The sequence below is a fragment of the Rhodococcus sp. 2H158 genome, from assembly GCF_053764755.1.
This window is the reverse complement of record NZ_JBSNCE010000006.1, coordinates 85,989-109,457: the sequence shown is the minus strand read 5'-3', so window position 1 is coordinate 109,457 and position 23,469 is coordinate 85,989. Positions and strand designations below refer to the sequence as shown.

Genomic DNA, 23,469 nt, shown 5'->3' with positions numbered 1-23,469 from the left:
ACCGACAGGTGATCCGCGCCTGAACCCCGGGGGCGCGCAGCCGACACGGTTCCGCGCCCCCGGTACCCGCGGGGCCACGGGTCCCCGCTCCCGGTCCCAATCGGCCATAGGAGAGCCCATGGGCACACACATCACCACGACCACCGATGACCCGGCCGCCGCCCCGACCACGTCGAGCCGTAAGTCGCGAATCTACCCCTGGGTCGTCTTCGTTCTCATCTTTGGTTTGCTGTTGTCGGACTACATGTCCCGTCAGGTTCTCAGCGCCGTCTTTCCCTTCCTCAAAGAGGAATGGGCACTCTCTGATTCGGAGCTCGCCGCGCTCAACAGCGTGGTCGCACTGATGGTCGGCCTGTGTGCCATCCCCCTGTCCCTACTGGCGGATCGATGGGGCCGCCTCAAGAGCGTGATCTTGATGGCGACGATATGGAGTGCGGCCACCCTCATGTGCGCCGTGGCCACCAGTTACGGCCAGATGCTCGGTGCGCGGTTCCTCATCGGCGTCGGAGAGGCCGCCTACAGCAGCGTGGGCCTCGCTCTGTTGCTCACGATCTTCGCTCCCGGAAGACGTTCTGCTGTCAGTGGCGCGTTCTTGGCAGGCTCGCCGATCGGCTCGGTGGTAGGTGTCATGCTCGGTGGGGTCATCGCCGTCCACGTCGGTTGGCGCTGGTCGTTTGCGTCCCTGGCGATCCTCGGATTGATCCTGGTGGCGCTGTTCCGTGCCGTGGTCACCGAACGTCGGCTGGCGGAATACCGATACTCGGACCCAGCCGAGGCGCAACAGACAGCAGCGCAAGGCTATCGCGCCCCCTTGTCGAGCCTGATCACCAACCCGGCGGTGCTCTGCGCCTATATCGGTGGAGGGCTGTTGGTTTTCACCCCCGCGGTGTTGATGGCATGGCTGCCGAGCTTTTTCAATCGCTACTATGACATGGTCCCGGACCGGGCCGGGGCGATGGCAGCACTGTTCATCTTGTGCATCAGCGTCGGAATGCCGCTGTGTGGCCTGATCACCGATCGGATCAGTCGGATCGTCCCGATACGCAAATGGCTCGTTTCGGCGATCTTCTGTCTCCTGTCGGCGGTCCTGCTGCTCACCGGTTTCGCCGCCGAACCAGGAGTGCCGCAGCTGGTGATGCTCGCGGCAGGAGCATTCTTCTCCAACGGGGCCTTCGGACCGGTAACCGCACTCGTAGCCGATCTGACCCACGCCAGTCTCCGCGCCACGGCTCTCGGCACAGCTATCCTGTTCTACAACTTGCTGGGGTTGGCGCTGGGTCCGATGGTTGTCGGGGCCCTGGCCGACCGGATCGGCCTGTACTCGGCCCTGCAGCTCTCGCCGCTCATGTACTTTGCCGCCATCGTCGCGCTGGTCGTGGGCAAGCGCCTCTACCCAGCGGGAACACGCAAACTCGCCGCACTGGACGCCCGTCCGACCGTGTGACCTCTCCGATTCGCCTGGAGTCGACCGTGAACATCACCAATTGTCCGACCGTGGTCATCGTCCCCGGTCTCGCTCCGCTCGCCACAGACCATTGGCAGCACCAGCTCGCTCAGCAGCTTCCCCAGGTCTGCACCGTCGAACGCCCCACCGGGACCCCGCTCGATCGGGCAGGGTGGGTGGCCGCCCTCGAAAAAACCCTGTCCGACATCCCCGGACCCGTCGTGGTCGTCGCCCACAGCGCCGGTGTCCTCACCACCGTGCACTGGGCGCGGGAAGCCACACGGCCGGTCCACGGAGCGCTCCTGGTCACCCCACCGGACTTCGAACTGCCCCTTCCCGACGGGTACCCCTCGGTGGACGAACTCAGCCGATACGGGTGGAACCCGATCCCACGTCGGCGCCTTCCGTTCCGCAGCATCGTCGCTGCAAGCGCCGATGATCCGCTTGCCTGCCACCGGCGAGTCGCCGGCATGGCAGAGATGTGGGGCAGCCGCCTGGTCGACCTCGGCGACGTCGGCCACCTCACCCCGGCCTCGGGTTACGGGTACTGGCCACAAGCCGAAGACCTTCTTCAGGACCTGATCGCCACGGTCCCGACGGGCGCCGCCGTTCGTCGATGAGGCCGAACCTGGCGGATCCCGACACTGTCGTCCCGCCCACCACCTCCGACGAACGTTCCGGCCGGACCTTCGCCGGCCCCCGACCGACCGAACCACGAACAGAGAGACAGCCAGCGTGCTCAACCTATCCGCACTTCTCGACGACTCCGCTCGCCGGTACCCCGACCGCGACGCCCTCGTGCTCGGGGACGTACGGCTGACCTACGCGCAGACCAATCGCTACGCGAACCAGGTGGCCAACCTTCTGATCTCCCGTGGCGTCGAACCCGGCGACAAGGTCGCACTCTCCTGCCCGAACCTGCCCCAGTTTCCGATCATCTACTACGGGATCCTCAAGGCCGGCGCCGTCGTCGTCCCGCTCAACATTCTTCTCAAGGAAGACGAAATCGCCTACCACCTAGTAGATTCCGATGCGGTGGCGTACTTCTGCTTCGAAGGAAGCGACGAACTCCCCCTGGGAAGGCGCGGGCGCACCGGGTTCGGTCGGGCACCGCAGTGCCGAGAGATGTTCCTCATCACCGCCGACTCTGCGGCCACCGCCGCGACGGGACTTCCAGGCATCGAAAACCTGGCTCAGGCTCTCCAGGGGCAACCTGCCGAGTTCGAAACGGTGGTCCGCGAACCGGCCGACACCGCGGTGATCCTCTACACCAGTGGAACAACCGGCAAACCCAAAGGTGCCGAGCTGACCCACGCCAACATGACGCTCAACGCGCTGACCGCCAACCAACTCTTCGGAAGTAATCCAGACCCGCACGACACACATCTGATCACGCTGCCGCTGTTCCACTCGTTCGGTCAGACCGCCAATCTCAACGCCGGCTTTGCGGTCGGTGCAACCCTGGTGCTCCAGCCCCGCTTCGATGCTACGGCCGCGCTGGAACTGATGGCGCGAGAAGAGATCACCGTCTTCGCCGGCGTACCGACGATGTACTGGGGCCTGCTCGGCGCCCTCGGCGACGGCGTCGACGTCGACCGGATCGCACGGAGCATGCGGCTGGCGATCTCCGGCGGTGCGGCGCTGCCGGTGGATATCCTCACCCGCTTCCGGGAGCGCTTCGGAATCGACATTCTGGAGGGCTACGGACTGTCCGAGACCTCACCGCTGGCCATCTTCGGTGACCCTGCTCGCCCTCCGCGTCCGGGATCGATCGGCGTCCCGATCTGGGGTGTCGAAGCCAGGCTCGTCGATCCGCACTGGAACACGATCACCGGTACCGACGTCGTCGGGGAGGTCGCGATCCGCGGCCACAACATCATGAAGGGCTACCACAACCGGCCCGAGGCCACCGGTCAGGTCATGCACAACGGCTGGTTCCGCACGGGCGACCTCGCCCGACAGGACGAAGACGGCTACTTCTACATCGTCGACCGCGCCAAGGACATGATCATCCGCGGGGGATTCAACGTCTACCCACGGGAGATCGAGGAAGTCCTGGTGACCCACGAGGCCGTTTCCCTCGCCGCGGTGGTCGGTGTCCCGCACGAGAGCTACGGCGAGGAAATCAAGGCGTTCGTCATCCTCGAACCGGGCGCGAGCCTCGCCGAGGACAAGCTGATCGCCTGGGTCAAGGACCAGGTGGCGGATTACAAGTACCCCCGCGAGATCGAGTTCGTCGCGACCTTGCCCATGACAGCGACGGGCAAGATTCTCAAGCGCGAACTCGTCTAGTTCTCGTCACCACCGATTTTTCCCATTCCGGAAGAAAGGACGTCGCGATGCAGCTTCGAGGCAAGGTCGCGGTCATCACAGGAGCAGCTCAAGGCCTGGGCAAGGCCACCGCCGTGGCGATGGCGAAGGAAGGCGCAGACACCGTCGTGTGCGACATCCAGGAAGACCTGCTGCTTGAGGTGGCCGAGGAAATCGAGGCCCTGGGCACGCGGTGCCTTCCCGTGCGCTGTGACGTCTCCTCGAGCCGAGAGGTCACCCAACTGTTCGACCGGGCAGTCGAGGAGTTCGGTACCGTGCACATCCTCGTCAACAACGCGGCGCGCGTACCGATCAACGCCGCAGAAACAGAACGGCGGAACAAGCACTACGCGTACGTGACCACCCCCGTGCCGCGCTCGTCGCTCGGCATCACCAGCAGCCTCGAGGACGAGGACTGGCTCAAGTGGTGGGATGTCAACGTTCACGGGGTCTTCTATTGCACTCGTGAAGCACTGAAGTTCATGGAGCCCCAGAAGTACGGCAAAATCATCAACATCACCTCCATCGCGGGCGTCTCGGCGGCCAGCACCCACAGCCCCGGATACTCCGCGAGCAAAGCTGCCGTCGCGAGTCTCACCAAGACCGTGGGCTTCGATGTCGCCGGGTCGAACATCTATGTCAACGCCATCGCCTGTGGCGCCGTCCTCACGCCGGCCCTCGAGGAGGTTCTGGGCGTTCTCAGTGACGAGCAGAAGGCCAGCATCTACCAGATGATTCCGCTGGGCCGGATCGGCAAGCCCGAGGAATACGCCTCCCTCGCTGTATATCTGGCTGGAGATACGCACTATCTTGTCGGACAAGTACTCAACGCGAACGGCGGAATCGTCATCTGACACAGCAGTTGTGCAGTGGTTCCGGAATCTGGGCTGCGTCGATCACTCCTGCCCGGGCGGAATACTCGCCGCGAAGCGAACAACTGATGTCGATTCCTACGCTCAACGACTCTCGCCATTTGGCCATGTTCAACGGAAAGACTTCATGACTGATTACGATGCCCTTGTCATCGGTGGAGGGCAATCCGGCCTCGCCGCCGCCCGTGCCCTGTCCCGACAAGGATTGGACACGGCGATCCTCGAGGCCGGAGACGAACCCGGGGGTTCCTGGCCGCGCTACTACGACAGCCTCGTCCTGTTCTCCCCGGGCCGCTACAGCTCTCTACCGGGGATGGCGTTTCCGGGCGGTGAAGACCGCTACCCCCGCCGAGACGAGGTGATCGACTACCTGCGTCGCTACGCCGACACCGTCGACGCCGACATCCTCACCCGCCAACGCGTCGACACCGTCGAGTACGACGGAGCAGGCTTCACTGCCCATACGGCCGGCGGGGATACCTTCACAGCCCCACGGCTCGTCGCCGCCACGGGTTCCTTCGACTCACCGTACGTTCCCCGCCTGCCCGGACTGGACACCTTCACCGGCACCGTGCTGCACGCCAGTGAGTATCGTGAGCCCACTGCGTTCGCCGGTCAGCACGTGATCGTCGTCGGCGCGGGAAACTCCGCCGTGCAGATCGCCGTCGAACTGGCCGAACATGCCGAAGTGACCCTCGCAAGCCGCAATCCGCCGAAGTACCTGCCCCAGGAGCCGCTGGGCCGCCCCCTCCACTTCTGGGCCGCAGTCACCGGGTTCGACGGCGCCCCGATCGGTCCGTATCTGCGCACGGCTCCCACGCAGCGAGTCCTCGACACGGGTCGCTACCGTCGTGCCCTCACCATCGGAAACCCTCTCCCCAGAAGCATGTTCACCAGTATCGACGGCGCCACCGTGAACTGGCCGGACGGCACCGCCTCCACCGCGGACTCGGTGCTGCTGGCCACCGGATACGCCCAGCATCTGCCCTATCTCGTCGGACTCGGGGCCCTCGATTCCACCGGTCGTGCCCGACATCGGGGCGGCATCTCCACCACCCATCCCGGGCTTGCCTACCTCGGGATCGACTGGCAGCGCACCCCGTCTTCGGCATCCCTGCGCGGAGTCGGCCGCGATGCAGAATTCGTCGCCGCTCGACTTGCCCGTATCCGGAAATCCACGACCACCGGGCTTGGGTCGACGAAACAATGAACCACTTGTGGCCCGCTGCCCCTCGTGCTCGACGAGAAGGTCAGCGCGCTGGCCGGTGCCGCGGGACTGTTCGACATCGCCAACGGCATGACCGTGCGCGTGTCCCCGAAAGACGTCGCCTTCCCCAACGTCGACCTCACCGCCCACCTGTTCACCGAACCCCGCGGTGACTGGCTCGGCTTCGACACCACCGTCTCGTTCGGTCCCGACGGCCTCGGACTGACCAGCAGCGTCCTCCACGACACCCGCGGTCCCGTCGGCACCGTGTCCCAGGTCCTCACCGTCCGCCCCAACTGACCGTCGTGCCGGCGGGGGTGTCCGCGACGGACACGGTCAGGCGCCGACGTAGACCGCGAGGTGCTCGCCGGTGAGGGTGGAACGCGCGGCGACGAGGTCGGCGGGCGTGCCCTCGAAGACGATCCGGCCACCGTCGTGGCCGGCGCCGGGACCGAGGTCGATGATCCAGTCGGCGTGCGCCATGACCGCCTGGTGGTGCTCGATGACGATGACCGACTTGCCGGAGTCGACGAGCCTGTCGAGCAGGCCGAGCAGCTGCTCGACGTCGGCGAGGTGGAGGCCGGTTGTCGGCTCGTCGAGGACGTAGACGCCGCCCTTCTCGGCCATCCGGGTGGCCAGCTTGAGTCGCTGCCGCTCACCGCCCGACAGCGTGGTGAGCGGCTGGCCGAGGGTGACGTAGCCGAGCCCGACGTCGGCGAGCCGCTGCAGAATCTTGTGGGCCGCCGGGATCCGCGCCTCGCCGGCGTCGAAGAACTCCTCGGCCTCGGCCACCGGCATCGCGAGTACTTCGGCGATGTTGCGGCCGCCGAGCGTGTACTCCAGCACCTCGGCCTGGAACCGCTTCCCCTCGCACTCCTCGCAGGTGGATTCGACGGTGGCCATGACGCCCAGGTCGGTGTAGATGACTCCGGCGCCGTTGCAGGCGGGGCACGCGCCCTCGGAGTTGGCGCTGAACAACGCCGGCTTCACGCCGTTGGCCTTCGCGAAGGCTTTCCGGATCGGGTCGAGCAGGCCGGTGTACGTCGCCGGGTTGCTCCGCCGCGAGCCCTTGATCGCCCCCTGGTCGACCGACACCACCCCGTCGCGCCCGGACACCGAACCGTCGATCAGCGAGCTCTTGCCCGAGCCCGCCACCCCGGTGAGGACGACCAGCACGCCGAGCGGAATGTCCACGTCGACGTCCTGCAGGTTGTGGGTGCCGGCGCCGCGCACTTCCAGCACACCCGACGGTGTCCGCACCGAGGGCTTCACCGACGCGCGGTCGTCCAGGTGCCGCCCGGTGAGCGTGCCACTGGCACGCAGCTCCTCGACGGTGCCCTCGAATACCACCTCGCCGCCCTCGGTGCCGGCGCGCGGTCCCAGGTCGACGACGTGGTCGGCGATCGCGATCACCTCCGGCTTGTGCTCGACGACGAGCACCGTGTTGCCCTTGTCGCGTAGTTGCAGCAGCAGGTCGTTCATACGCGCGATGTCGTGCGGGTGCAGGCCGATGGTGGGTTCGTCGAAGACGTAGGTGACGTCGGTGAGCGAGGAGCCGAGGTGGCGGATCATCTTGGTGCGCTGGGCCTCTCCCCCGGAAAGGGTGCCCGCCGGCCGGTCGAGTGAGAGGTACCCCAACCCGATCTCGGCGAACGAGTCGAGGAGGCGTTGCAGCCCGGTGAGCAGCGGGGCCACCGACGGCTCGTCGAGGCTCCGGACCCAGACGGCCAGGTCGCTGATCTGCATCGAGCAGACGTCGGCGATGTTCTTCCCCTTGATCTTCGACGACCGGGCCTCCTTGCCGAGCCGGGTGCCGTCGCACTCGGGGCAGGTGGAGAAGGTCACGGCCCGTTCCACGAACGCCCGGATATGCGGCTGCAGTGCGTCGACGTCCTTGGACAGCATCGACTTCTGGATCTTCGGGATCAGTCCCTCGTACGTCAGGTTGATCCCTTCGACCTTGATCTTGGTCGGCTCCTTGTGGAGAAGATCGTGCAGTTCCTTCTTGGTGTACTTGCGGATCGGTTTGTCCGGGTCGAAGAAGCCGCAGCCCCGGTAGATCCGGCCGTACCAGCCGTCCATGCTGTAGCCGGGGATCGTGAGCGCGCCCTCGTTGAGCGACAGACTGTCGTCGTACAACGCGGACAGGTCGAAGTCGGTGACCGCGCCCATCCCTTCGCAGCGCGGGCACATGCCGCCGAGCCGGTGGAAGGTCGCCCTCTCGGTCTTCGTCTTGCCGGCGCCGCGCTCGACCGTGATCGCCCCGCTGGCCTTCACCGAGGGGACGTTGAACGAGTACGCGTTGGGCGAGCCGATGTGCGGCTGCCCCAGCCGGCTGAAGAGGATGCGCAGCATCGCGTGTGCGTCGGTGGCGGTGCCGACGGTGGAGCGGGGGTTCGAGCCCATCCGCTCCTGGTCGACGATGATCGCGGTCGTCAATCCTTCGAGTACGTCGACCTCGGGCCGCGCCAGCGTCGGCATGAACCCCTGCACGAAGGCGCTGTAGGTCTCGTTGATCATCCGCTGCGACTCCGCGGCGATCGTGCCGAACACCAGAGAGCTCTTGCCCGAGCCGGAGACGCCGGTGAACACCGTCAGCCGGCGCTTCGGGATCTCGACGCTGACGTCCATGAGGTTGTTCACGCGCGCACCGTGCACGCGGATCAGGTCGTGGCTGTCGGCAACGTGCGGCGCAGGCGACCGCGTGTCCGTCCTCGTGGCCATGCTCATGGTGTCTCCATCTGCCGGGAGGGGGAAGCTCGAGTCAATGGTGACGTCCATGGCGGTCAGGCTAGGTGCGGCTCGGTGACTCCCGCTTCTCGATTCCTGATCGGTCTGGTCACCGTCTTCGCGACGCACGACGGCACCCCCGCCACCGCGCCCGCCGCCTGACGCCGATAGACGCTGGGCGGCACACCGACCAATTCGGTGAAGCGAGTGCTGAACGTGCCCAGCGACGAGCAGCCCACCGCGAAACACACCTCGGTGACGCTGAGATCGCCGCGACGCAACAGCGCCATCGCGCGTTCGATGCGCCGCGTCATCAGGTACGCGTACGGCGACTCGCCGTACGCGGCCCGGAACTGGCGGCTGAGGTGCCCCGCCGACATGTGCACGCCACGGGCAAGCGCCTCGACGTCCAACGGCTGCGCGTACTCCCGATCGATCCGGTCACGGACGCGGCGCAGCCGCGCGAGATCACGCAGGTGCTGCGCTTCAGCGGGTCTGCCGGTCACCCACGCGATCGTGCCACGTCGCCGCGGAGTTGCCCAGCGCTGCCGACGTGCCGCGCGTGGACGGCGAGTTCGTCGACGAGGGGAACGGACTCGCGCTCGGCGGATCGATCAGGAATCGAGAAGCGCGGGACACGGAGCCGCTCCTAACCTGCTCGACATGGATATCACCATTCACACGAGCTTCCTGCCGCACGACGACCCGGACGCCTCCCTCGCCTTCTACCGCGACGTCCTCGGCTTCGAGGTCCGCAACGACGTCGGGCAGGGCAAGATGCGCTGGATCACGGTGGGCCCCGCCGGTCAGCCCGACACGTCCCTCCTCCTGGCGCCGCCGGCCGTCGACCCGGGCATCACCGACGACGAGCGCCGCACCATCGCCGAGATGATGGCGAAGGGCACCTATGGCTGGATCCTGCTGGCCACCCGGGATCTCGACGCCACGTTCGAAAAGGTGCAGGCCGGTGACACCGAGGTCGTCCAGGAGCCGACCGAGCAGCCGTACGGCATCCGCGACTGCGCCTTCCGCGACCCCGCGGGAAACCTGGTGCGCATCCAGGAGCTTCGCTGAGCCGTGCGGGCGTCGATGCGGCAGTGCCCACACCCTCGTGGACCCGTCATGGGCCCGGACTCCGTTCCGCTGCTGTCCACCAATTGCTCGACCGACTGGTCGACTCCGGCGGGCCGGTCGTCACCCCCGAGCACCTGGGGTGCCTGCCGAAGCAGACACCCCAGGTGCTCGCAGACGTCAATGGAAGATGAGAAAGGGGAGTGCTCTCATGTGTCAGCCCGAATGGCGTCGTGCACGCGCCGAGGCGCAGCGCCTGACCGATCTCGCGCGGCTGCGCCGCGTCCGTGACCGGATCGACCGGGAGTACGCGCAGCCGTTGGACGTCGAGGCGCTTGCCCGTGGCGTGCACATGTCGGCGGGGCACCTCAGCCGCCAGTTCCGGGCCGCGTACGGCGAGTCGCCGTACGCGTACCTGATGACGCGGCGCATCGAACGCGCGATGGCGCTGTTGCGTCGCGGCGATCTCAGCGTCACCGAGGTGTGTTTCGCGGTGGGCTGCGCGTCGCTGGGCACGTTCACCACCCGCTTCACCGAACTGGTCGGCATGCCGCCCGGCGTCTTCCGGCGCCGGGCGGCGGATGTGGGGGCCGACCATGACGATGCTGCGGGTACGGCCGGCGATGCGGGCTCTGCGGTCATGACGGGCGGGATGCCGGCGTGTGTGGCGAAGCAGGTGACACGACCGGTCAGGAATCGAGAAGCCCTGGCCGGCAAGCAGTCCCTAGCGTGATGGTCATGACAACCACCGCTTCCGACACGTCCATCGCATCTGTCACCCTCGAGGTGGCCGACCCCGAGACCGCCCACCGCTTCTACACCGCCTTCGGCGTGGACACGTTCCTACGCCTGCGGGCATCCGAGGCACACTCCACCGGATTCCGTGGCTTCACCCTGGCGCTCACGGTGTCCCGGCCGGCCACCGTCGACAGCTTCCTCGGCGCCGCCGTGGACGCCGGCGCCACGGTGCTCAGGCCCGCCGCGAAGTCGCTCTGGGGCTACGGCGGCGTCGTCCAGGCCCCGGACGGGACGATCTGGAAGGTCGCGACCTCGGCGAAGAAGGACACCGGCCCGGCCACCTGTGAGATCGACGAGATCGTCCTGCTGCTCGGTGTGGAGGACGTGACGGCCAGCAAGCAGTTCTACGTCGGCCGGGGCCTGACCGTGGCCAAGAGCTTCGGCGGCAATTACGCCCAGTTCACTGCCGGCGAGTCCAGCCCCGTCAAGCTGGCGCTGTACAAGCGTCGCGGCCTGGCCAAGGACCTCGGCGTCCCCGCCGACGGCACCGGCTCGCACCGCATCGTCCTCGGCAGCACGGCCGGCCCCTTCATCGACCCGGACGGATTCGCCTGGGAGGCTGCCGAGTCGCTCACCCCCGCGCCGCCCGCGGTGCCTGCACAGTCCTGACCTGCCTCATCCCTGTCGCGAGAGGAAACCTGCCATGCAGCAATCGAAGTCGTCCACCGAGAACTCCGGCGCGAGCGCCGAGCAGTACCACGGATTCACCGCCGAGGAGCGGGCCGCGATGAAGGAGCACGCGCAGGAGCAGAAGAAGGCGGCGGCGCGGCGCGGTTCGCGGGCGGAGAAGGAGGCGGCAGCGGAGCGGGACGTGCTCGCGAAGATCGCCGAGATGCCGGATGCGGACCGGGTCCTCGCCGAGCGGATCCACGACATCATCAAGACCGCCGCTCCGGACCTTGCGCCGAAGCTCTGGTACGGGATGCCCGCGTACGCCAGAAACGGCAAGGTCCTCTGCCACTTCCAGAGCGCGCAGAAGTTCGGGTCGAGGTATGCCACGCTCGGCTTCAGCGACGAGGCGGCGCTCGACGACGGCGCCATGTGGCCGATCGCCTACGCCCTGACGGAGCTGACCGCAGCCCAAGAACAGCGCATCAGCGCGCTCGTGAAGAAGGCCGTGGGCTGAGGCCGTCAGTGCCGGCGTCTACGGCCGGTGGTGCCCGCCGTGCCTTCTGCCCAACTCTGATGTTGGGTAGGGTAGGGGTATGGCGAGTACGAAGAAGAACCCCCTCGGCCGGGTTCCTGGGCCGGTTCCGTCGGGTCGGGTGATGCGTAGGGCAGGCTCGGCGCGCGTGGCGGCGGACGATCCGTTGTCGGCCGAGCGGGTGCGGTATCTGACGGCGGAGTTCGGTGGTGCGGGGTTGGCGGCGATTGTGGGGGTGAATCGTTCGCAGACCTCCCGCTGGGCCAAGGGGGAGGAGCGGCCGGGTCCGGGGGCGGCGCCGTTGTTGATCGATCTCGAGCACGTGCTGGCGCGGGCGCGTCTGGTGTGGGGGGAGGCGGCTGCCCGTACCTGGCTCGAAAGTGCGAACGTGTACCTCGACGGTGCCCGCCCGATCGACGTGCTGCAGCTGTCGGGCCCGGCGCCGGTGCTCGAAGCCCTGGACGCCGAGACGTGGGGCGGTGCCGCCTGAGTTGCTGGTCTACCGCGTCTTCCCCTACCGGCCCACCGCGACCCCCGGTGAACCCGGGCATCCGTTGTACGAGCACCGCCCGCAGCGCGGCGGCCGCATCGACCATCCGGACTATCACGTCTGGTACGTCTCCCGGCTCGCCGAAGCCGCCTGTGGGGAGACGTTCGGCAACCTCGCCCGGTGGGATGCGTCGATGCTCGAGTTCCCGCAACTGCCCGGCGCGCGGCGCGCGCTGGGAGTGTTCGAGCTGCCGGATGATCTGCGGGTGCTTGATCTTGATGATCCGACGCAGCTGGTCCGCCTGGGGTTGCGGCCGACCCAGGTCGTGACCCGGAATCTGTCGGTCACGCAGGGGTGGGGTCATCGGATCTGGTCCGAGTCTGACCCACACACCCGTGATCGGGCGTGGCAGGCCGTGTCGTGGTGGTCGTATCACCGTCCGATCTGGACCGTCCTGGCGTCTTGGCTGCGCCCGGATCTCGTGCGTGTCGAGCAGTTGGATCTTCATCATCCCGGGATGGTGGACGCGGCGAAGGCCCTGCACCGCGTCATCGTCTGAGCCGACCTACGGTGCGCTCGTGATGGACGGAGACACGATGGTTCCGGTCCGGGCGGGTGCGTTGAACCCGATAGAGCCGAGCCTGCCGAGCCGACGACCGTGACGAGGTGACCGGGGTCAGGCGTTGCCTGGTCCGGCGGCGGCCGGTTCCACGTGGATGAAGGTCTCGGTGTGCGGCAGCACCGCATCGATGTCCGCCTCGATGCGGTCGGCCATGTCGTGGGCGGTCCGCACGGTCCAGTCGCCCGGAACGGTCACGACGACGAACACCTGGCGTTGCCGGCCCGATTCGACGGTGCGCAGCGGCGCGAAGTCGACCGGGCACTCGGCGCGGAACCGGTCCAGCACGGCGTTGACCTGGTCCTGTTCGTGCTGGGGAAGGGCGGCGCTGAGCAGGCCGCTGACCGAGCCGCGAAGCAGCCGGTATCCGGTCCACAGGATGTTGACGCCCACGGCGAGGGCCACGATCGGGTCCAGAGGTTCCCAGCCGGTGACGGTGACCAGCGCGATGCCGACGATCACTCCGGCGGAGGTCCACACGTCGGTCAACAGGTGCTTGCCGTCCGCGACGAGCGTGATCGAACGGTGCGTGCGCCCCACGCGCTGCAGGGTGATCCCGACGGCGAGGTTGATCAGGGAGGCGACGGTCGTCAGGGCCAGTCCGAGCCCGGGCTGGACGAGCGGAATCGGACTGATCAGGCGTTCGATCGCGGTCCAGATGATGGCGGTGGCCGCGACGAAGATCATCGCACCCTCGACCAGGGCGGAGACGTACTCGGCCTTGCCGTGACCGAAGTGGTGGCTGGCGTCCGGGGGCCGGGCCGCCACCCGCAGCGCGACCAGCGCCACCACCGCAGCGACGAGGTTGACCCCGGATTCGAGGGCGTCGGAGAGAAACCCGACCGAGCCGGTGGCCCACGCGGCGCTCGCCTTGAGGACGATGGTGACCACGGCGGCGGCCAGCGAGAGCAGCATGAAACGGAACAGCAGCCGATCCTGCCGCTGCCGCGATTCGGGCGTCGACATCGTCCCCATCCGGCTCCTCCCCGTCCGTCGGTCTCCTCGGTCGCGGAGCGCGCGGTCGGCGCAGAACGCGCCCCGGCAGGTGTTCCCACTTCGGGGCGCGGGAACACCTGCGTCGGGTCGAACGGTGCGTCAGGCGGCCGTCGTGGCGTCGAGCAGCGCCTGACGCTGGTTGGCGCCGAGGCCACCGATGCGGCGGGTGTCCGGGATCGACAGCTGCTCGAGGAGCTTGGCGGCCTTGACCGCGCCGACTCCGGGCAGCGCCTTGATCAGGGCCGAGACCTTCGTCTTCTTCACGACCTCGTCGGTCTCCGCCTTGTCGAGCACGGCCGAGACGTCGAGCTCTCCGGCCTTGACGGCGGCGAGCAGCTCGCTGCGGGCCTTGCGCACTTCGGCGGCCTTGGCGAGTGCGGCGGTGCGCTGTTCGTCGGTGAGAACGGGTGCTGGCATGACGGCCCCCTGTGTTGTCCGATGGTGAGCGGCCCCGGGCGAGGCTGCCGCGGCTGATGCTGCCAGGTCGGACCGACAATTCGTCGTTCCGGCACGCGGAGACGGCAGATCCGCGGGGTTCGCGGTGCGGATCCGGCCGATCCCGGCCCGTGCCCTGCGACTACGCTGTCACCGGTTCACGACCGGCGGGACGGAGTTGACGATGTGCGCGGCGAAGGCGGCTACGGTCGGGACCGGCAACGGCCGGCAGGCGATCCTCGACTCGGCGCTGCGGAACATGAACGAGCGCGGGTACCACGGCACCTCGATGCGCGACATCGCCCGGGACGCCGACATCACCGTCGCCTCGATCTACCACCATTTCAAGTCCAAGCAGGAGATTCTGCAGGACATCATGACCCGGGCGCTGCACGATGCGATCGCCATGACCCGCGGGGCGTTGCTGCGGGCGGGTGGTTCGCCGGACGCGCAGCTGCAGGCGCTGGTGCGCGCGTGGGTCATGTTCCACACCACCCGGCAGCTCGATGCGCTGGTCGGTGCGACGGAGCTGCGCAGCCTGAACGAGGCCGGTCGCCGGCTCGTCGTCGCGCTGCGTGACGAACAGGAGGGTCTGTTCCGCGACGTCGTCGAGCGCGGCGTCGAGGAGGGGGCCTTCGAGGTGGAGTTTCCGCGCGATGCGGTGCGCGGGATCATCAACATGGGCCAGTCGGTGTGCGCCTGGTGGCGGTCCGACGGGCCGCTGCGGCCGGAGGAGCTCGCGGACCGCTACGCGGATCTGGCCCTGGCGATGGTGCAGCACCGTCCCCGTCGCGGCGGCCTCTCCGGTTCCTAACGATTGATCGGCTGCGGCATCTTCGGGGCAGCAGCATCTTCCTCCCGCATCGGCTTTATCGCAGATGAGCCCGTGCCCATCGGTGGCCGTGTTGACACCGAACGCTCGTTCGGCGACTCTGTAGGTCATCCGAACGATCGTTTGGCCGACAGGCCGACGCAGGAAGGAATCCGCGATGACTGCATCGCCTGCGGGCGCCGTCGCCGACCTCGATCTCGACGCGCTGACCGCCCACCTGCAGCGCGTACTCGGCGGTGAGGTCACCGGCGCACTCACCGCCTCCCTCATCGGCGGTGGGCGCTCCAACCCCACCTACCGACTCGCCGACGACGAGCACGTGTGGGTGCTGCGCCGACCGCCGTACGGACACGTGCTGCCCAGCGCGCACGACATGCGGCGCGAGTTCACCGTCATCAACGCCCTCGGCGGCACGTCCGTTCCCGTGCCCCGCGCGGTGCACCTGTGCGAGGACGAGAGCATCCTCGGCGCGAAGTTCTATCTGATGGAACTCGTCGACGGCGTGGCCGTCGGCACCGTCGAACAGGCCTCGGCCCTCACCGCCGACGAGCGTCGCCGCCTCGGGTTCTCGCTCGCCGACACCCTGGCCGCGCTGCACGATATCGACCCCCACGCCGTCGGGCTCGGCAGCTTCGGCCGCCCGGACGGCTACCTCGAGCGCCAGCTCGGCCGGTGGGCGAAGCAGTGGGAGGCCTCCCGCCGCGTCGACCGGCCCGAGGTGGCGGTGCTGCTCGACAAGCTCCGTCGCGCGCTGCCGCAGACCCGCCACCCCGGGATCGTCCACGGCGACGTCAAGCTCGACAACGTCCTCGCCGCGCCGCAGGATCGCGGACGCATCGCCGCCGTGCTCGACTGGGAGATGGCCACCCTCGGCGACACCCTCGCCGACGTGGGAATCATGCTGAGCTTCTGGGACGTTCCCGGTGCGGCATACAACCCCATCACCCGCGGCCTCGCCACCCTCGACGGATTCCCCACCCGCACAGAGCTGCTCGAGCGCTACGCCGCCGCGCGCGGGATCGATCTCGCCGACATCGACTGGTACACCGTCTTCGCCGACTTCAAGATCGCCGTCATCCTCGAGGGCATCGGTGCCCGCCACGACCGGGGCGAGACGGTGGGGGAGGGCTTCGACGGCATCGCCGACATGGTGGGGCCCCTGCTTCGGCGCGCTCTCGATCTCGCCGCCACCTCGGCCCTCCCCGAACTGCGCCGCTAGGCAATCACTCCCTCAGAATCGGAGCAACAATGGATTTCGAATACAGCCCCAAGGTCCGAGAACTGCAGGACCGGCTCACCGGCTTCCTGCAGGAACGCATCCTGCCGGCCGAGCCGATCGCCGCGCAGCAGCTCGCGAGCAAGCCCGACTACTGGGGTGCCCCGCCGATCATGGCCGATCTCAAGGCTTCCGCCAAGCGGCAGGGGCTGTGGAACCTCTTCCTCCCCGAGGCGGGCGGGGCCGGCCTGACCAATCTCGAATACGCCCCGCTGGCCGAATTGACCGGATGGAGTCCGCATCTCGCCCCGGAGGCGCTCAACTGCGCCGCGCCGGACACCGGGAACATGGAGCTGCTCGCCCGCTACGGCACCGACGCGCAGAAGCAGCAGTGGCTCGGCCCCCTGCTGGAAGGCGAGATCCGGTCCTGCTTCTCGATGACCGAACCCGACGTCGCCAGCTCGGACGCGAGCAACGTCCGCCTCGAGATCGCCGACGACGGCGACGAGTGGGTGCTCACCGGCCGCAAATGGTGGTCCACTGCCGCGCTGCGGGAGGACTGCCGCGTCGCGATGGTCATGGGCGTCACCGACCCCGGCGCTCCGGCCGGATCCCGGCACTCGATCGTGCTGGTCCCGATGGACACGCCGGGCCTGGACATCGTCCGCTCCACGTCCGTGCTCGGGTTCGACGACCGACACGAGGGCGGGCACGGCGAGATCGTCTTCGACCGGGTGCGGGTGCCCAAGGCGAACCTGCTCGGCCCGCGCGGCAAGGGTTTCGCCGTCGCGCAGGCCCGCCTGGGCCCGGGCCGGATCCACCACTGCATGCGCCTGATCGGCATGGCCGAACGCGCCGTCGCGCTGATGACGGAGCGGGCGCGCACCCGCGTCGCATTCGGCAGGCCGCTGGCCGACGAAGGGGTCGTGCAGGCCACCGTCGCCGACGCACGCATCCAGGTGGATGCGGCCCGCCTGATGGTGCTGCGCGCCGCGTGGCGGATGGACGTCGAGGGCGCCAAGGCCGCCCGGCACGACATCGCCGCCGCCAAGGTCATGGTGCCGCTGACGGTGAAGAAGATCGTCGACGACGCCATCCAGATCTTCGGCGGTGCGGGCCTGTCCCAGGACACACCGCTCGCAATGCTGTACTCGCAGGCGCGGTTCCTGCAGATCGCCGACGGCCCCGATCAGGTGCACCGCCGGTCCCTCGCTCGCGCCGAGTTCGCCGCGACTCCGGTGCTGCGCGAGGTCCGCGGATAGGACCACACCCCGCCGCGGCGACGACGGCAGGGTGAGTGGGGGCGGCAGGGGAGACGGCGAGCATCCACGCCAGAGTGTTCTCGTCGTGGCGGAGCCGCTCCTGCACGCCGTCGACATCCGGATTCGCGACGAGAACGGCGGCCTTGCTCGACGGTGCACCGCCACGCCGAAAACACCCCGGAACGCAGAGGCGCCCGCATGGACGAGGCGAGCACACCGGCAGCTAGTGACCTTCGCCGAGTCGCCCGGAGAGCCGGTCGAGGCGTTCGAGGCTGGCGCCGTCGAGGCCGACGATCTCGACGCTCTTACCTTTGTTGGCGTACTTGTGCCGGATCGCGTCGAGGGTGGCCACGGTAGAGGCGTCCCAGATGTCGGCGCCGGTCAGGTCGATGACGACGTTGCGCGGGTCGCCCACGTAGTCGAACTGGTAGATCAGGTCGTTGGAGGAGGCGAAGAACAGCTCGCCGTGCACCTTGTAGACGCGGGTGTCGACCTTGCCGTCGTGGTCGGTGTCGGCTTCGGAGACCTTCTCGATGCTGGTCAGGTGGGCGACCCGGCGGGCGAAGAGCACCATCGCGGTGACCACGCCGAGGATCACCCCGATCGCGAGGTTGTGGGTGATCACGGTCGCGGCGACCGTCACCAGCATCACGAGGGTTTCGCTGCGCGGCATCAGCTTCAGGGTGCGGGGGGCGATGCTGTGCCAGTCGAGGGTGGCGACCGACACCATGATCATCACCGCCACGAGGGCGGCCATGGGGATCAGCGCGACGACGTCACCGAGGGCGACGACGAGGATCAGCAGGAACACCCCGGCCAGGAAGGTGGAGATGCGGGTGCGGGCCCCGGAGACCTTGACGTTGATCATGGTCTGGCCGATCATCGCGCAGCCGCCCATGCCGCCGAAGAATCCGGTGACGAGGTTGGCAACCCCCTGGCCCCAGCCCTCGCGGGTCTTGTTCGAGTGGGTGTCGGTGATGTCGTCGACCAGTTTGGCGGTCATCAGGGATTCGAGCAGACCGACCAGGGCCATCGCCAGCGCGTACGGGGCGATGATCGACAACGTGTCGAGATTCCACGGCACGTCGGGGAAGAACAGCGCCGGCAGGGACTGCGGCAGCTCACCCTCGTCGCCCACGTTCGGCACGTCCCAGCCGAAGACGAGCACCGCGGCGGTGAGCACCGCGATCGCCACCAGCGGCGCCGGCACCACGGAAGTGAGCTTCGGCAGCAGGAACATCACCCCGAGTCCGACGGCGACCAGGGGATAGACCAGCCACGGGACGTCGATCAGGTGCGGCAGCTGGGCGGTGAAGATCAGGACGGCCAGGGCGTTGACGAATCCCACCATGACGCTGCGCGGGATGAACCGCATCAGCTTGGCCACCCCGAGGACCGACAGCACCACCTGGAACAGGCCGCCCAGGAGGACGGTGGCGACGAGATAGTCGAAGCCGTGCTCGCGGGCCACCGGCGCGACGACCAACGCGATCGCGGCGGTGGCGGCGGAGATCATCGCCGGCCGGCCGCCGACGATCGAGATGGTCACGGCCATGGTGAACGAGGCGAACAGCCCGACCCGCGGGTCCACCCCGGCGATGATCGAGAACGAAATCGCCTCCGGGATCAGTGCCAGGGCCACGACCAGGCCGGCCAGGATCTCGGTCTTCAGGCGTTTCGGGGAGCGCAGGGCGGCGCGCACCGAGAGGGCGGGATCGTCGTCCGCCTCGTGGACGGCCGGCGCGTTGCCGGCAGGAGTTGTCACAGTCGTGTCTTCTTTCCAGCGGTGGGATGGGAAACCGGGGGCGACGCGCCCTCGCGCGGGCGGGACGGCATCGTCGCGTCCGCGGAACCCGCAGAACTCTACCCTCCGGTGAGGGTAGAGTTCGAATCGAAGGTCGGGCCGCTCGCTACGGTGGAGGCGCGACCGGGAGGAAAGGGTGCGGCTGTGACCATCGATTCGGGGCATATGCAGATCGGGCAGGTGGCTGCGCGCACCGAGCTGTCGATCAAGACCATCCGTCACTACGACGAGGTCGGCCTGGTCACCCCGTCCGCCCGCAGCGCCGGCGGGTTCCGCCTCTACACCGAGGACGACGTGCAGCGCCTGCTGGTGATCCGGCGGATGAAACCGCTCGGGTTCACCCTCGAGGAGATGCGCGCGTTGCTCGCCGCTCTCGATCGGATCGCCGCCGCCGCCACCTCCGGGCAGGGGGCCGCCGACGCACGCGGCGTGCTGGCGGAGTTCCATCGGCGGGCCGAGGACAGTTGCGCTCGTCTGCGCACTCAGCTCGCGTACGCGGAAGAACTCACCACCATCCTGGGCGAGCACGCCACCGGCGCCTGACCCTGCCGTCGACGTCGGCGGTGACTGCGCCGAGGCCGGACACCGGATCCCGCGCCCTCCGGCGACCGCGTCGCCGGCATCGATTTCGATGGCGACGTGACCGCCCGCGGACAGCGGCCCCGACGCGGCCGCATCGAACTGAGCGGTCACCGGGATGTCGTGCAGTGGGCGGCCGCCGACACGGTCTGCTGTAGCGGCTACTGCGGGCGGCAGTGGAGCGAACTGGAACCGTCGCTGCGGCCGGGACGGCTGCGGGCTGCCGAACCGGCGAGGGCGCACCCGCGAACCGACGACGATTCGGCCTGCCGCGTTCGCAACGAGCGGCAGGCCGAATCGTTTTCGTCGTCGACCGGGTTTCCCGGCCCGGCGTCACACCGGTGTGTCGACGAAGCGCTCCTTCAGCTTGCGCTTGACCAGCTTGCCGGTCGGTGTCCGGGGCATGTCGTCACTGAACACGATCCGGCGCGGGAGCTTGTACTTGGCGAGGCGACCGCGGAGGTGGCCGGCCAGTTCGGCGGCGAGCGCGTCGTCGCCGTCGAAGCCGGGGGCCGGTTGGATCACCGCGGTGACGATCTCGCCCATCTCGGCATCGGGCACCCCGATCACGCCGGCGTCGAGGACCTTGGGGTGCTCGACGAGCGCGTTCTCGATCTCCTGCGGGTAGATGTTGACCCCGCCGGAGATGATCATGAACGAATCACGGTCGGTGAGGAACAGATACCCGTCCTCGTCCAGGTAGCCGACGTCGCCGGTCGTCGTCCACGCCGGGTGGTGCGGGTGCTGGGCGTCGCGGGTCTTCTCCGGCGCGTTGTGGTACTCGAACGGCAGCACGTCGCGTTCGAAATAGATCGTGCCGATCTGCCCCGCCGGCAGCTCTTCGCCGTTCTCGCCGCAGATGTGGACGACGCCGAGCGCGGCCCGGCCCACCGTGCCGGGTTTGCGCAGCCATTCCTCCGTGTCGACGAGGGTGAGGCCGTTGAGTTCGGTGGAGGAGTAGTACTCCGACAGGATCGGGCCCCACCACGCAATCATCTGCCGCTTGACCTCGACCGGGCAGGGGGCCGCGGCGTGCACGGCGACCTGCAGGCTGGACACGTCGTAGCGGGAGTGCACGTTCTCCGGAAGTTTGAGCATGCGCACGAACATGGTGGGCACCCACTGGCTGTAGGTGACCCGGTACCGCTCGATGTATTCGAGGGCCTTCTCGGCGTCGAAGCGGTCCATCACGACGACCGTGCCGCCGAGGGCCTGCACCGCGGCACAGGTGCGCAACGGTGCCGCGTGGTACAGCGGTGCGGGGGACAGGTACACCGTCTCCGGATTCACGCCCCACACCGAGGCGTTCATGGCGGTCATCGTGTCACCGGGTTCGTGGACCTGACGGTCGGGCAGCGCGGGCTTGATGCCCTTGGGGCGGCCCGTGGTTCCGGACGAGTAGAGCATGTCCGCCCCCCGGGGCTGATCGGCGGGCGCCGCATCCGACTCGGCGGCCGCGGCCGCGTCCAGGTCGGCGTAGCCGGGGAGCGTGCCGCCGAAGCCGAGCCGGTGCTCGGTGTTCGGCAGCAGGGCGGGAAGCACGCCGGCGATCTCCTCCAGCGCGGCGTCGACGATCACGGCCTTCGCGCCGCAGTCGTCGACGATGTAGGCGGCCTCGCCGGGCGTGAGATGCCAGTTCACCATCGTGACGTAGAGGCCCGACCGCATTGCCGCCCAGTAGATGTCGAACACCCGGGGAGTGTTGGTGGCGAGCACCGCGACGTGGTCTCCGCGTCGCAGTCCCAGCGTGCGGAGGTGGCGGGCGATGCGGATCGAGTTGGCTTCGAGCTCGGCGAAGGTGACCGTGTGGCCGGTGTCGGCCATGATCACGGCGGGTTTGTGCGGCGTGGTGTCGAGGTAGGCACCGGGATACATGGGGTCTCCAGTGTTCGTTCGGGCGGAGAGGTCAGTGGCGCCGGGAGGTCAGTGGCGCCGGGAGATCAGTGGCGCCGGGAGATCAGGCGCGACGACGGGCGAGGGCCACCAGGCAGGCGAGGGCGAGGACCGAGAGCGCCGCGATGAGCAGCCCCACGCGCCAGAGGTTGGCGACCTCGCCGTTGATCAGCGCGACCATCGCCATGGGAGCCATGCCGCCGAGGATCGCTGCCGCCTGGTATCCCAGGGACGCTCCGGAGTAACGGATCTCCGGGGGGAAGAGTTCGGCGAACAGGGCGGCCTGCGGCCCGGTCTGGAACGACATCACCACGCAGGAGACGATCAGCGCGACGGCCAGCGGCCGGATGTCCTCCGCCGAGGACGCCCCGATGAGCAGCCACATCGGCACGGCCCACAGGCCCATACCGACGATGCCGATACCGTAGATCAGCTTGCGGCCGTAGCGGTCCGACAGGTAGGCGGTCAGCGGCACCATCGGCACGAGTACACCCGCGGCGATCAGGATGATCGCCAGCACGTCCGAACGGGCGATGCCGAGGTTCGTCGTGGCCACCTGTACCGAGCCGGTGATGGTGATGTAGAACATCACGATGCCGACGAGATAGGTGCCGCCGGCCATGAGCACGGTGCCGCTGTTGTGCCGGAGGACTTCGAGGACCGGGGAACGCCGCTGGGCCGGCGCGGCCGCGAGCTTGGCTTCGACCTGCTGGAACTCGGGGGTCTCCTCGAGGTAGCGGTGGATTGCGAAGGCGACGAACAGCATGAACAGGCTGATCCAGAACGGCACGCGCCAGCCCCACGAGGTGAACGCCTCGGGCGAGACCGCCCACGCCACCGCCAGGAAGACCGCGTTGCCCATCACCACGCCGATCGGGATGCCGAGCTGGGCGAAGCTTCCGTAGAAGCCGCGGCGATGGGCCGGGGCGTACTCGGTGGCCAGCAGGACCGCGCCACCCCACTGCGCCCCGACCGCCAGGCCCTGGCAGATACGCAGCAGGACGAGCATCGCGGGGGCGAGCCAGGTGATCGACGTGTTCGGCACGAAGCCGATCAGGGTGGTCGCGACACCCATGAGCAGGATGGCGGTCACGAGCACCGGCTTGCGCCCGTACTTGTCGCCGAAGTGGCCCGAGACGATCCCGCCGATGGGGCGGGCGACGAAGCCGACCGCGACGGTGGCGAACGAATTGAGCGCGGCCACGACCTCGCTGCCGGTGGCGAAGAACGTCTTGTTGAACACGAGCGCCGCGGCGGTGGCATAGATGAAGAAGTCGTACCACTCGAGGGATGTCGACACCGCGGCAGCGAACGCGGCCTTGCGAGCCGCCCGGCGAGAGTGCGGCGGGGCGGCGAGTGGCGGAGAGCTGGGCGCCGTCTCCTGCGCCTGTGGAACCGAGGGGGTGGCCATGGCTGCCCTTCCTGCGAACGTATGTAGCCAATCGATCGTTCGGTTAGCAGGCGATAAGTTATGTGACACGCCACACAAAGTCAAACGCACGCCGGGGCGGGGTGCGGGTCCCGGCGGGGGACCCTCGGCCGAGGGCTGGGTGGATCGGCGCCGCCACGCGTGCGTTCCTCGCCGGTCCGAACTGGGAAGATGTAAAGACACAGCGCTGAGGGATCGCGCGCCGCCTGCCCGAACCCCCCGTCCGCGCGGGCGGAAACCGCTTGTCGTCCGGGGGTGCGGCGGGGGAACGGGGCGGGCGGCGGGGCCGGGAATCCCTTCTTCGTCGTCCGAGAGCTCAGCCAACCGACTGTTTACTC

At 68.3% G+C, this 23,469-nt stretch carries 22 protein-coding genes and 1 pseudogene; 16 read left to right on the top strand and 7 right to left on the bottom strand.

All coding sequences use genetic code 11. The annotated features are described in order from the left end of the window. Positions 1 to 118 precede the first annotated feature (118 nt). The 6 genes and pseudogenes from ACWPOB_RS07500 to ACWPOB_RS07475 all read left to right on the top strand — a co-directional run. Positions 119 to 1,444, top strand: a complete 1,326-nt coding sequence (locus ACWPOB_RS07500; protein ID WP_455400400.1) for an MFS transporter — start codon at positions 119 to 121, stop codon at positions 1,442 to 1,444. 26 nt (positions 1,445 to 1,470) lie between these two features. After that, entirely contained in the window at positions 1,471 to 2,064 is a 594-nt protein-coding gene (locus tag ACWPOB_RS07495; RefSeq protein WP_455400399.1) for an RBBP9/YdeN family alpha/beta hydrolase, read from the top strand. A 115-nt stretch (positions 2,065 to 2,179) separates the two neighbouring features. Continuing rightward, positions 2,180 to 3,736, top strand: coding sequence for a long-chain-fatty-acid--CoA ligase (locus ACWPOB_RS07490; protein WP_455400398.1), 1,557 nt, complete (start codon positions 2,180 to 2,182; stop codon positions 3,734 to 3,736). A gap of 47 nt (positions 3,737 to 3,783) precedes the next feature. Continuing rightward, positions 3,784 to 4,608 carry an SDR family NAD(P)-dependent oxidoreductase gene (locus ACWPOB_RS07485; RefSeq protein WP_455400397.1) on the top strand — a complete coding sequence of 275 codons (825 nt, stop codon included), beginning with the start codon at positions 3,784 to 3,786 and terminating at the stop codon, positions 4,606 to 4,608. Positions 4,609 to 4,753: 145 nt separating this feature from the next. After that, a complete protein-coding gene (locus ACWPOB_RS07480) occupies positions 4,754 to 5,836 on the top strand; it encodes a flavin-containing monooxygenase (protein ID WP_455400396.1) in 1,083 nt (360 codons plus the stop codon). Positions 5,837 to 5,848: 12 nt separating this feature from the next. Next, positions 5,849 to 6,133: pseudogene (locus ACWPOB_RS07475) on the top strand (thioesterase family protein); the annotation flags it as partial. 36 nt (positions 6,134 to 6,169) lie between these two features. On the opposite strand, the gene ACWPOB_RS07470 reads toward ACWPOB_RS07475, so the two are convergent. Both ACWPOB_RS07470 and ACWPOB_RS07465 read right to left on the bottom strand, forming a co-directional pair. Next, positions 6,170 to 8,557 carry an ATP-binding cassette domain-containing protein gene (locus tag ACWPOB_RS07470; RefSeq protein ID WP_455400491.1) on the bottom strand — a complete coding sequence of 796 codons (2,388 nt, stop codon included), beginning with the start codon at positions 8,555 to 8,557 and terminating at the stop codon, positions 6,170 to 6,172. Positions 8,558 to 8,619: 62 nt separating this feature from the next. Next, complete coding sequence (locus ACWPOB_RS07465; protein ID WP_455400395.1) at positions 8,620 to 9,069, bottom strand: helix-turn-helix transcriptional regulator; 450 nt, start codon at positions 9,067 to 9,069, stop codon at positions 8,620 to 8,622. Between the two features lie 157 nt (positions 9,070 to 9,226). Between ACWPOB_RS07465 and ACWPOB_RS07460 the strand changes: the two genes are divergently transcribed. The 6 genes from ACWPOB_RS07460 (at position 9,227) to ACWPOB_RS07435 (ending at position 12,625) form a co-directional block, all read left to right on the top strand. After that, the gene (locus tag ACWPOB_RS07460) at positions 9,227 to 9,637 is read left to right on the top strand and encodes a VOC family protein (protein ID WP_100055113.1); all 411 of its coding nucleotides are present in this window, start codon (positions 9,227 to 9,229) and stop codon (positions 9,635 to 9,637) included. A gap of 208 nt (positions 9,638 to 9,845) precedes the next feature. Further along, positions 9,846 to 10,367: a helix-turn-helix transcriptional regulator gene (locus ACWPOB_RS07455; protein ID WP_455400394.1), complete on the top strand. Its 522-nt coding sequence runs from the start codon at positions 9,846 to 9,848 to the stop codon at positions 10,365 to 10,367. Between the two features lie 5 nt (positions 10,368 to 10,372). Continuing rightward, the gene (locus tag ACWPOB_RS07450) at positions 10,373 to 11,041 is read left to right on the top strand and encodes a glyoxalase (RefSeq protein ID WP_455400393.1); all 669 of its coding nucleotides are present in this window, start codon (positions 10,373 to 10,375) and stop codon (positions 11,039 to 11,041) included. A 34-nt stretch (positions 11,042 to 11,075) separates the two neighbouring features. Next, positions 11,076 to 11,558: an iron chaperone gene (locus tag ACWPOB_RS07445; protein ID WP_100055111.1), complete on the top strand. Its 483-nt coding sequence runs from the start codon at positions 11,076 to 11,078 to the stop codon at positions 11,556 to 11,558. A gap of 79 nt (positions 11,559 to 11,637) precedes the next feature. Then, positions 11,638 to 12,066, top strand: coding sequence for an antitoxin Xre/MbcA/ParS toxin-binding domain-containing protein (locus ACWPOB_RS07440; protein WP_455400392.1), 429 nt, complete (start codon positions 11,638 to 11,640; stop codon positions 12,064 to 12,066). Continuing rightward, positions 12,056 to 12,625, top strand: a complete 570-nt coding sequence (locus tag ACWPOB_RS07435; protein ID WP_455400391.1) for an RES domain-containing protein — start codon at positions 12,056 to 12,058, stop codon at positions 12,623 to 12,625. The genes ACWPOB_RS07440 and ACWPOB_RS07435 overlap by 11 nt, the downstream gene beginning before the upstream one ends. A gap of 117 nt (positions 12,626 to 12,742) precedes the next feature. Here ACWPOB_RS07435 and ACWPOB_RS07430 read toward each other — a convergent pair whose 3' ends face one another. Beyond that, positions 12,743 to 13,660 (bottom strand): cation diffusion facilitator family transporter, encoded by a 918-nt coding sequence (locus tag ACWPOB_RS07430; protein WP_455400390.1) that lies wholly within the window; start codon positions 13,658 to 13,660, stop codon positions 12,743 to 12,745. 120 nt (positions 13,661 to 13,780) lie between these two features. Next, complete coding sequence (gene mihF / locus ACWPOB_RS07425; protein ID WP_006944561.1) at positions 13,781 to 14,098, bottom strand: integration host factor, actinobacterial type; 318 nt, start codon at positions 14,096 to 14,098, stop codon at positions 13,781 to 13,783. Between the two features lie 202 nt (positions 14,099 to 14,300). Here mihF and ACWPOB_RS07420 point away from each other — a divergent pair, with 202 nt between their 5' ends. The 3 genes from ACWPOB_RS07420 (at position 14,301) to ACWPOB_RS07410 (ending at position 17,426) form a co-directional block, all read left to right on the top strand. After that, positions 14,301 to 14,930, top strand: a complete 630-nt coding sequence (locus ACWPOB_RS07420) for a TetR/AcrR family transcriptional regulator (RefSeq protein ID WP_455400389.1) — start codon at positions 14,301 to 14,303, stop codon at positions 14,928 to 14,930. 175 nt (positions 14,931 to 15,105) lie between these two features. Then, positions 15,106 to 16,167: a phosphotransferase family protein gene (locus ACWPOB_RS07415; protein ID WP_455400388.1), complete on the top strand. Its 1,062-nt coding sequence runs from the start codon at positions 15,106 to 15,108 to the stop codon at positions 16,165 to 16,167. Between the two features lie 29 nt (positions 16,168 to 16,196). Continuing rightward, positions 16,197 to 17,426, top strand: a complete 1,230-nt coding sequence (locus ACWPOB_RS07410) for an acyl-CoA dehydrogenase family protein (RefSeq protein WP_455400387.1) — start codon at positions 16,197 to 16,199, stop codon at positions 17,424 to 17,426. A gap of 223 nt (positions 17,427 to 17,649) precedes the next feature. On the opposite strand, the gene ACWPOB_RS07405 is transcribed toward ACWPOB_RS07410, so the two are convergent. After that, a complete protein-coding gene (locus ACWPOB_RS07405) occupies positions 17,650 to 19,191 on the bottom strand; it encodes a SulP family inorganic anion transporter (protein WP_455400386.1) in 1,542 nt (513 codons plus the stop codon). Between the two features lie 204 nt (positions 19,192 to 19,395). Between ACWPOB_RS07405 and ACWPOB_RS07400 the strand changes: the two genes are divergently transcribed. Next, positions 19,396 to 19,773: a MerR family transcriptional regulator gene (locus ACWPOB_RS07400; RefSeq protein WP_100055140.1), complete on the top strand. Its 378-nt coding sequence runs from the start codon at positions 19,396 to 19,398 to the stop codon at positions 19,771 to 19,773. A gap of 369 nt (positions 19,774 to 20,142) precedes the next feature. On the opposite strand, the gene ACWPOB_RS07395 is transcribed toward ACWPOB_RS07400, so the two are convergent. Together ACWPOB_RS07395 and ACWPOB_RS07390 are read right to left on the bottom strand one after the other, a co-directional pair. Next, positions 20,143 to 21,684, bottom strand: coding sequence for an acyl-CoA synthetase (locus ACWPOB_RS07395; RefSeq protein WP_455400385.1), 1,542 nt, complete (start codon positions 21,682 to 21,684; stop codon positions 20,143 to 20,145). An 82-nt stretch (positions 21,685 to 21,766) separates the two neighbouring features. Next, positions 21,767 to 23,113 (bottom strand): MFS transporter, encoded by a 1,347-nt coding sequence (locus ACWPOB_RS07390; RefSeq protein ID WP_455400384.1) that lies wholly within the window; start codon positions 23,111 to 23,113, stop codon positions 21,767 to 21,769. Positions 23,114 to 23,469 lie beyond the last annotated feature (356 nt).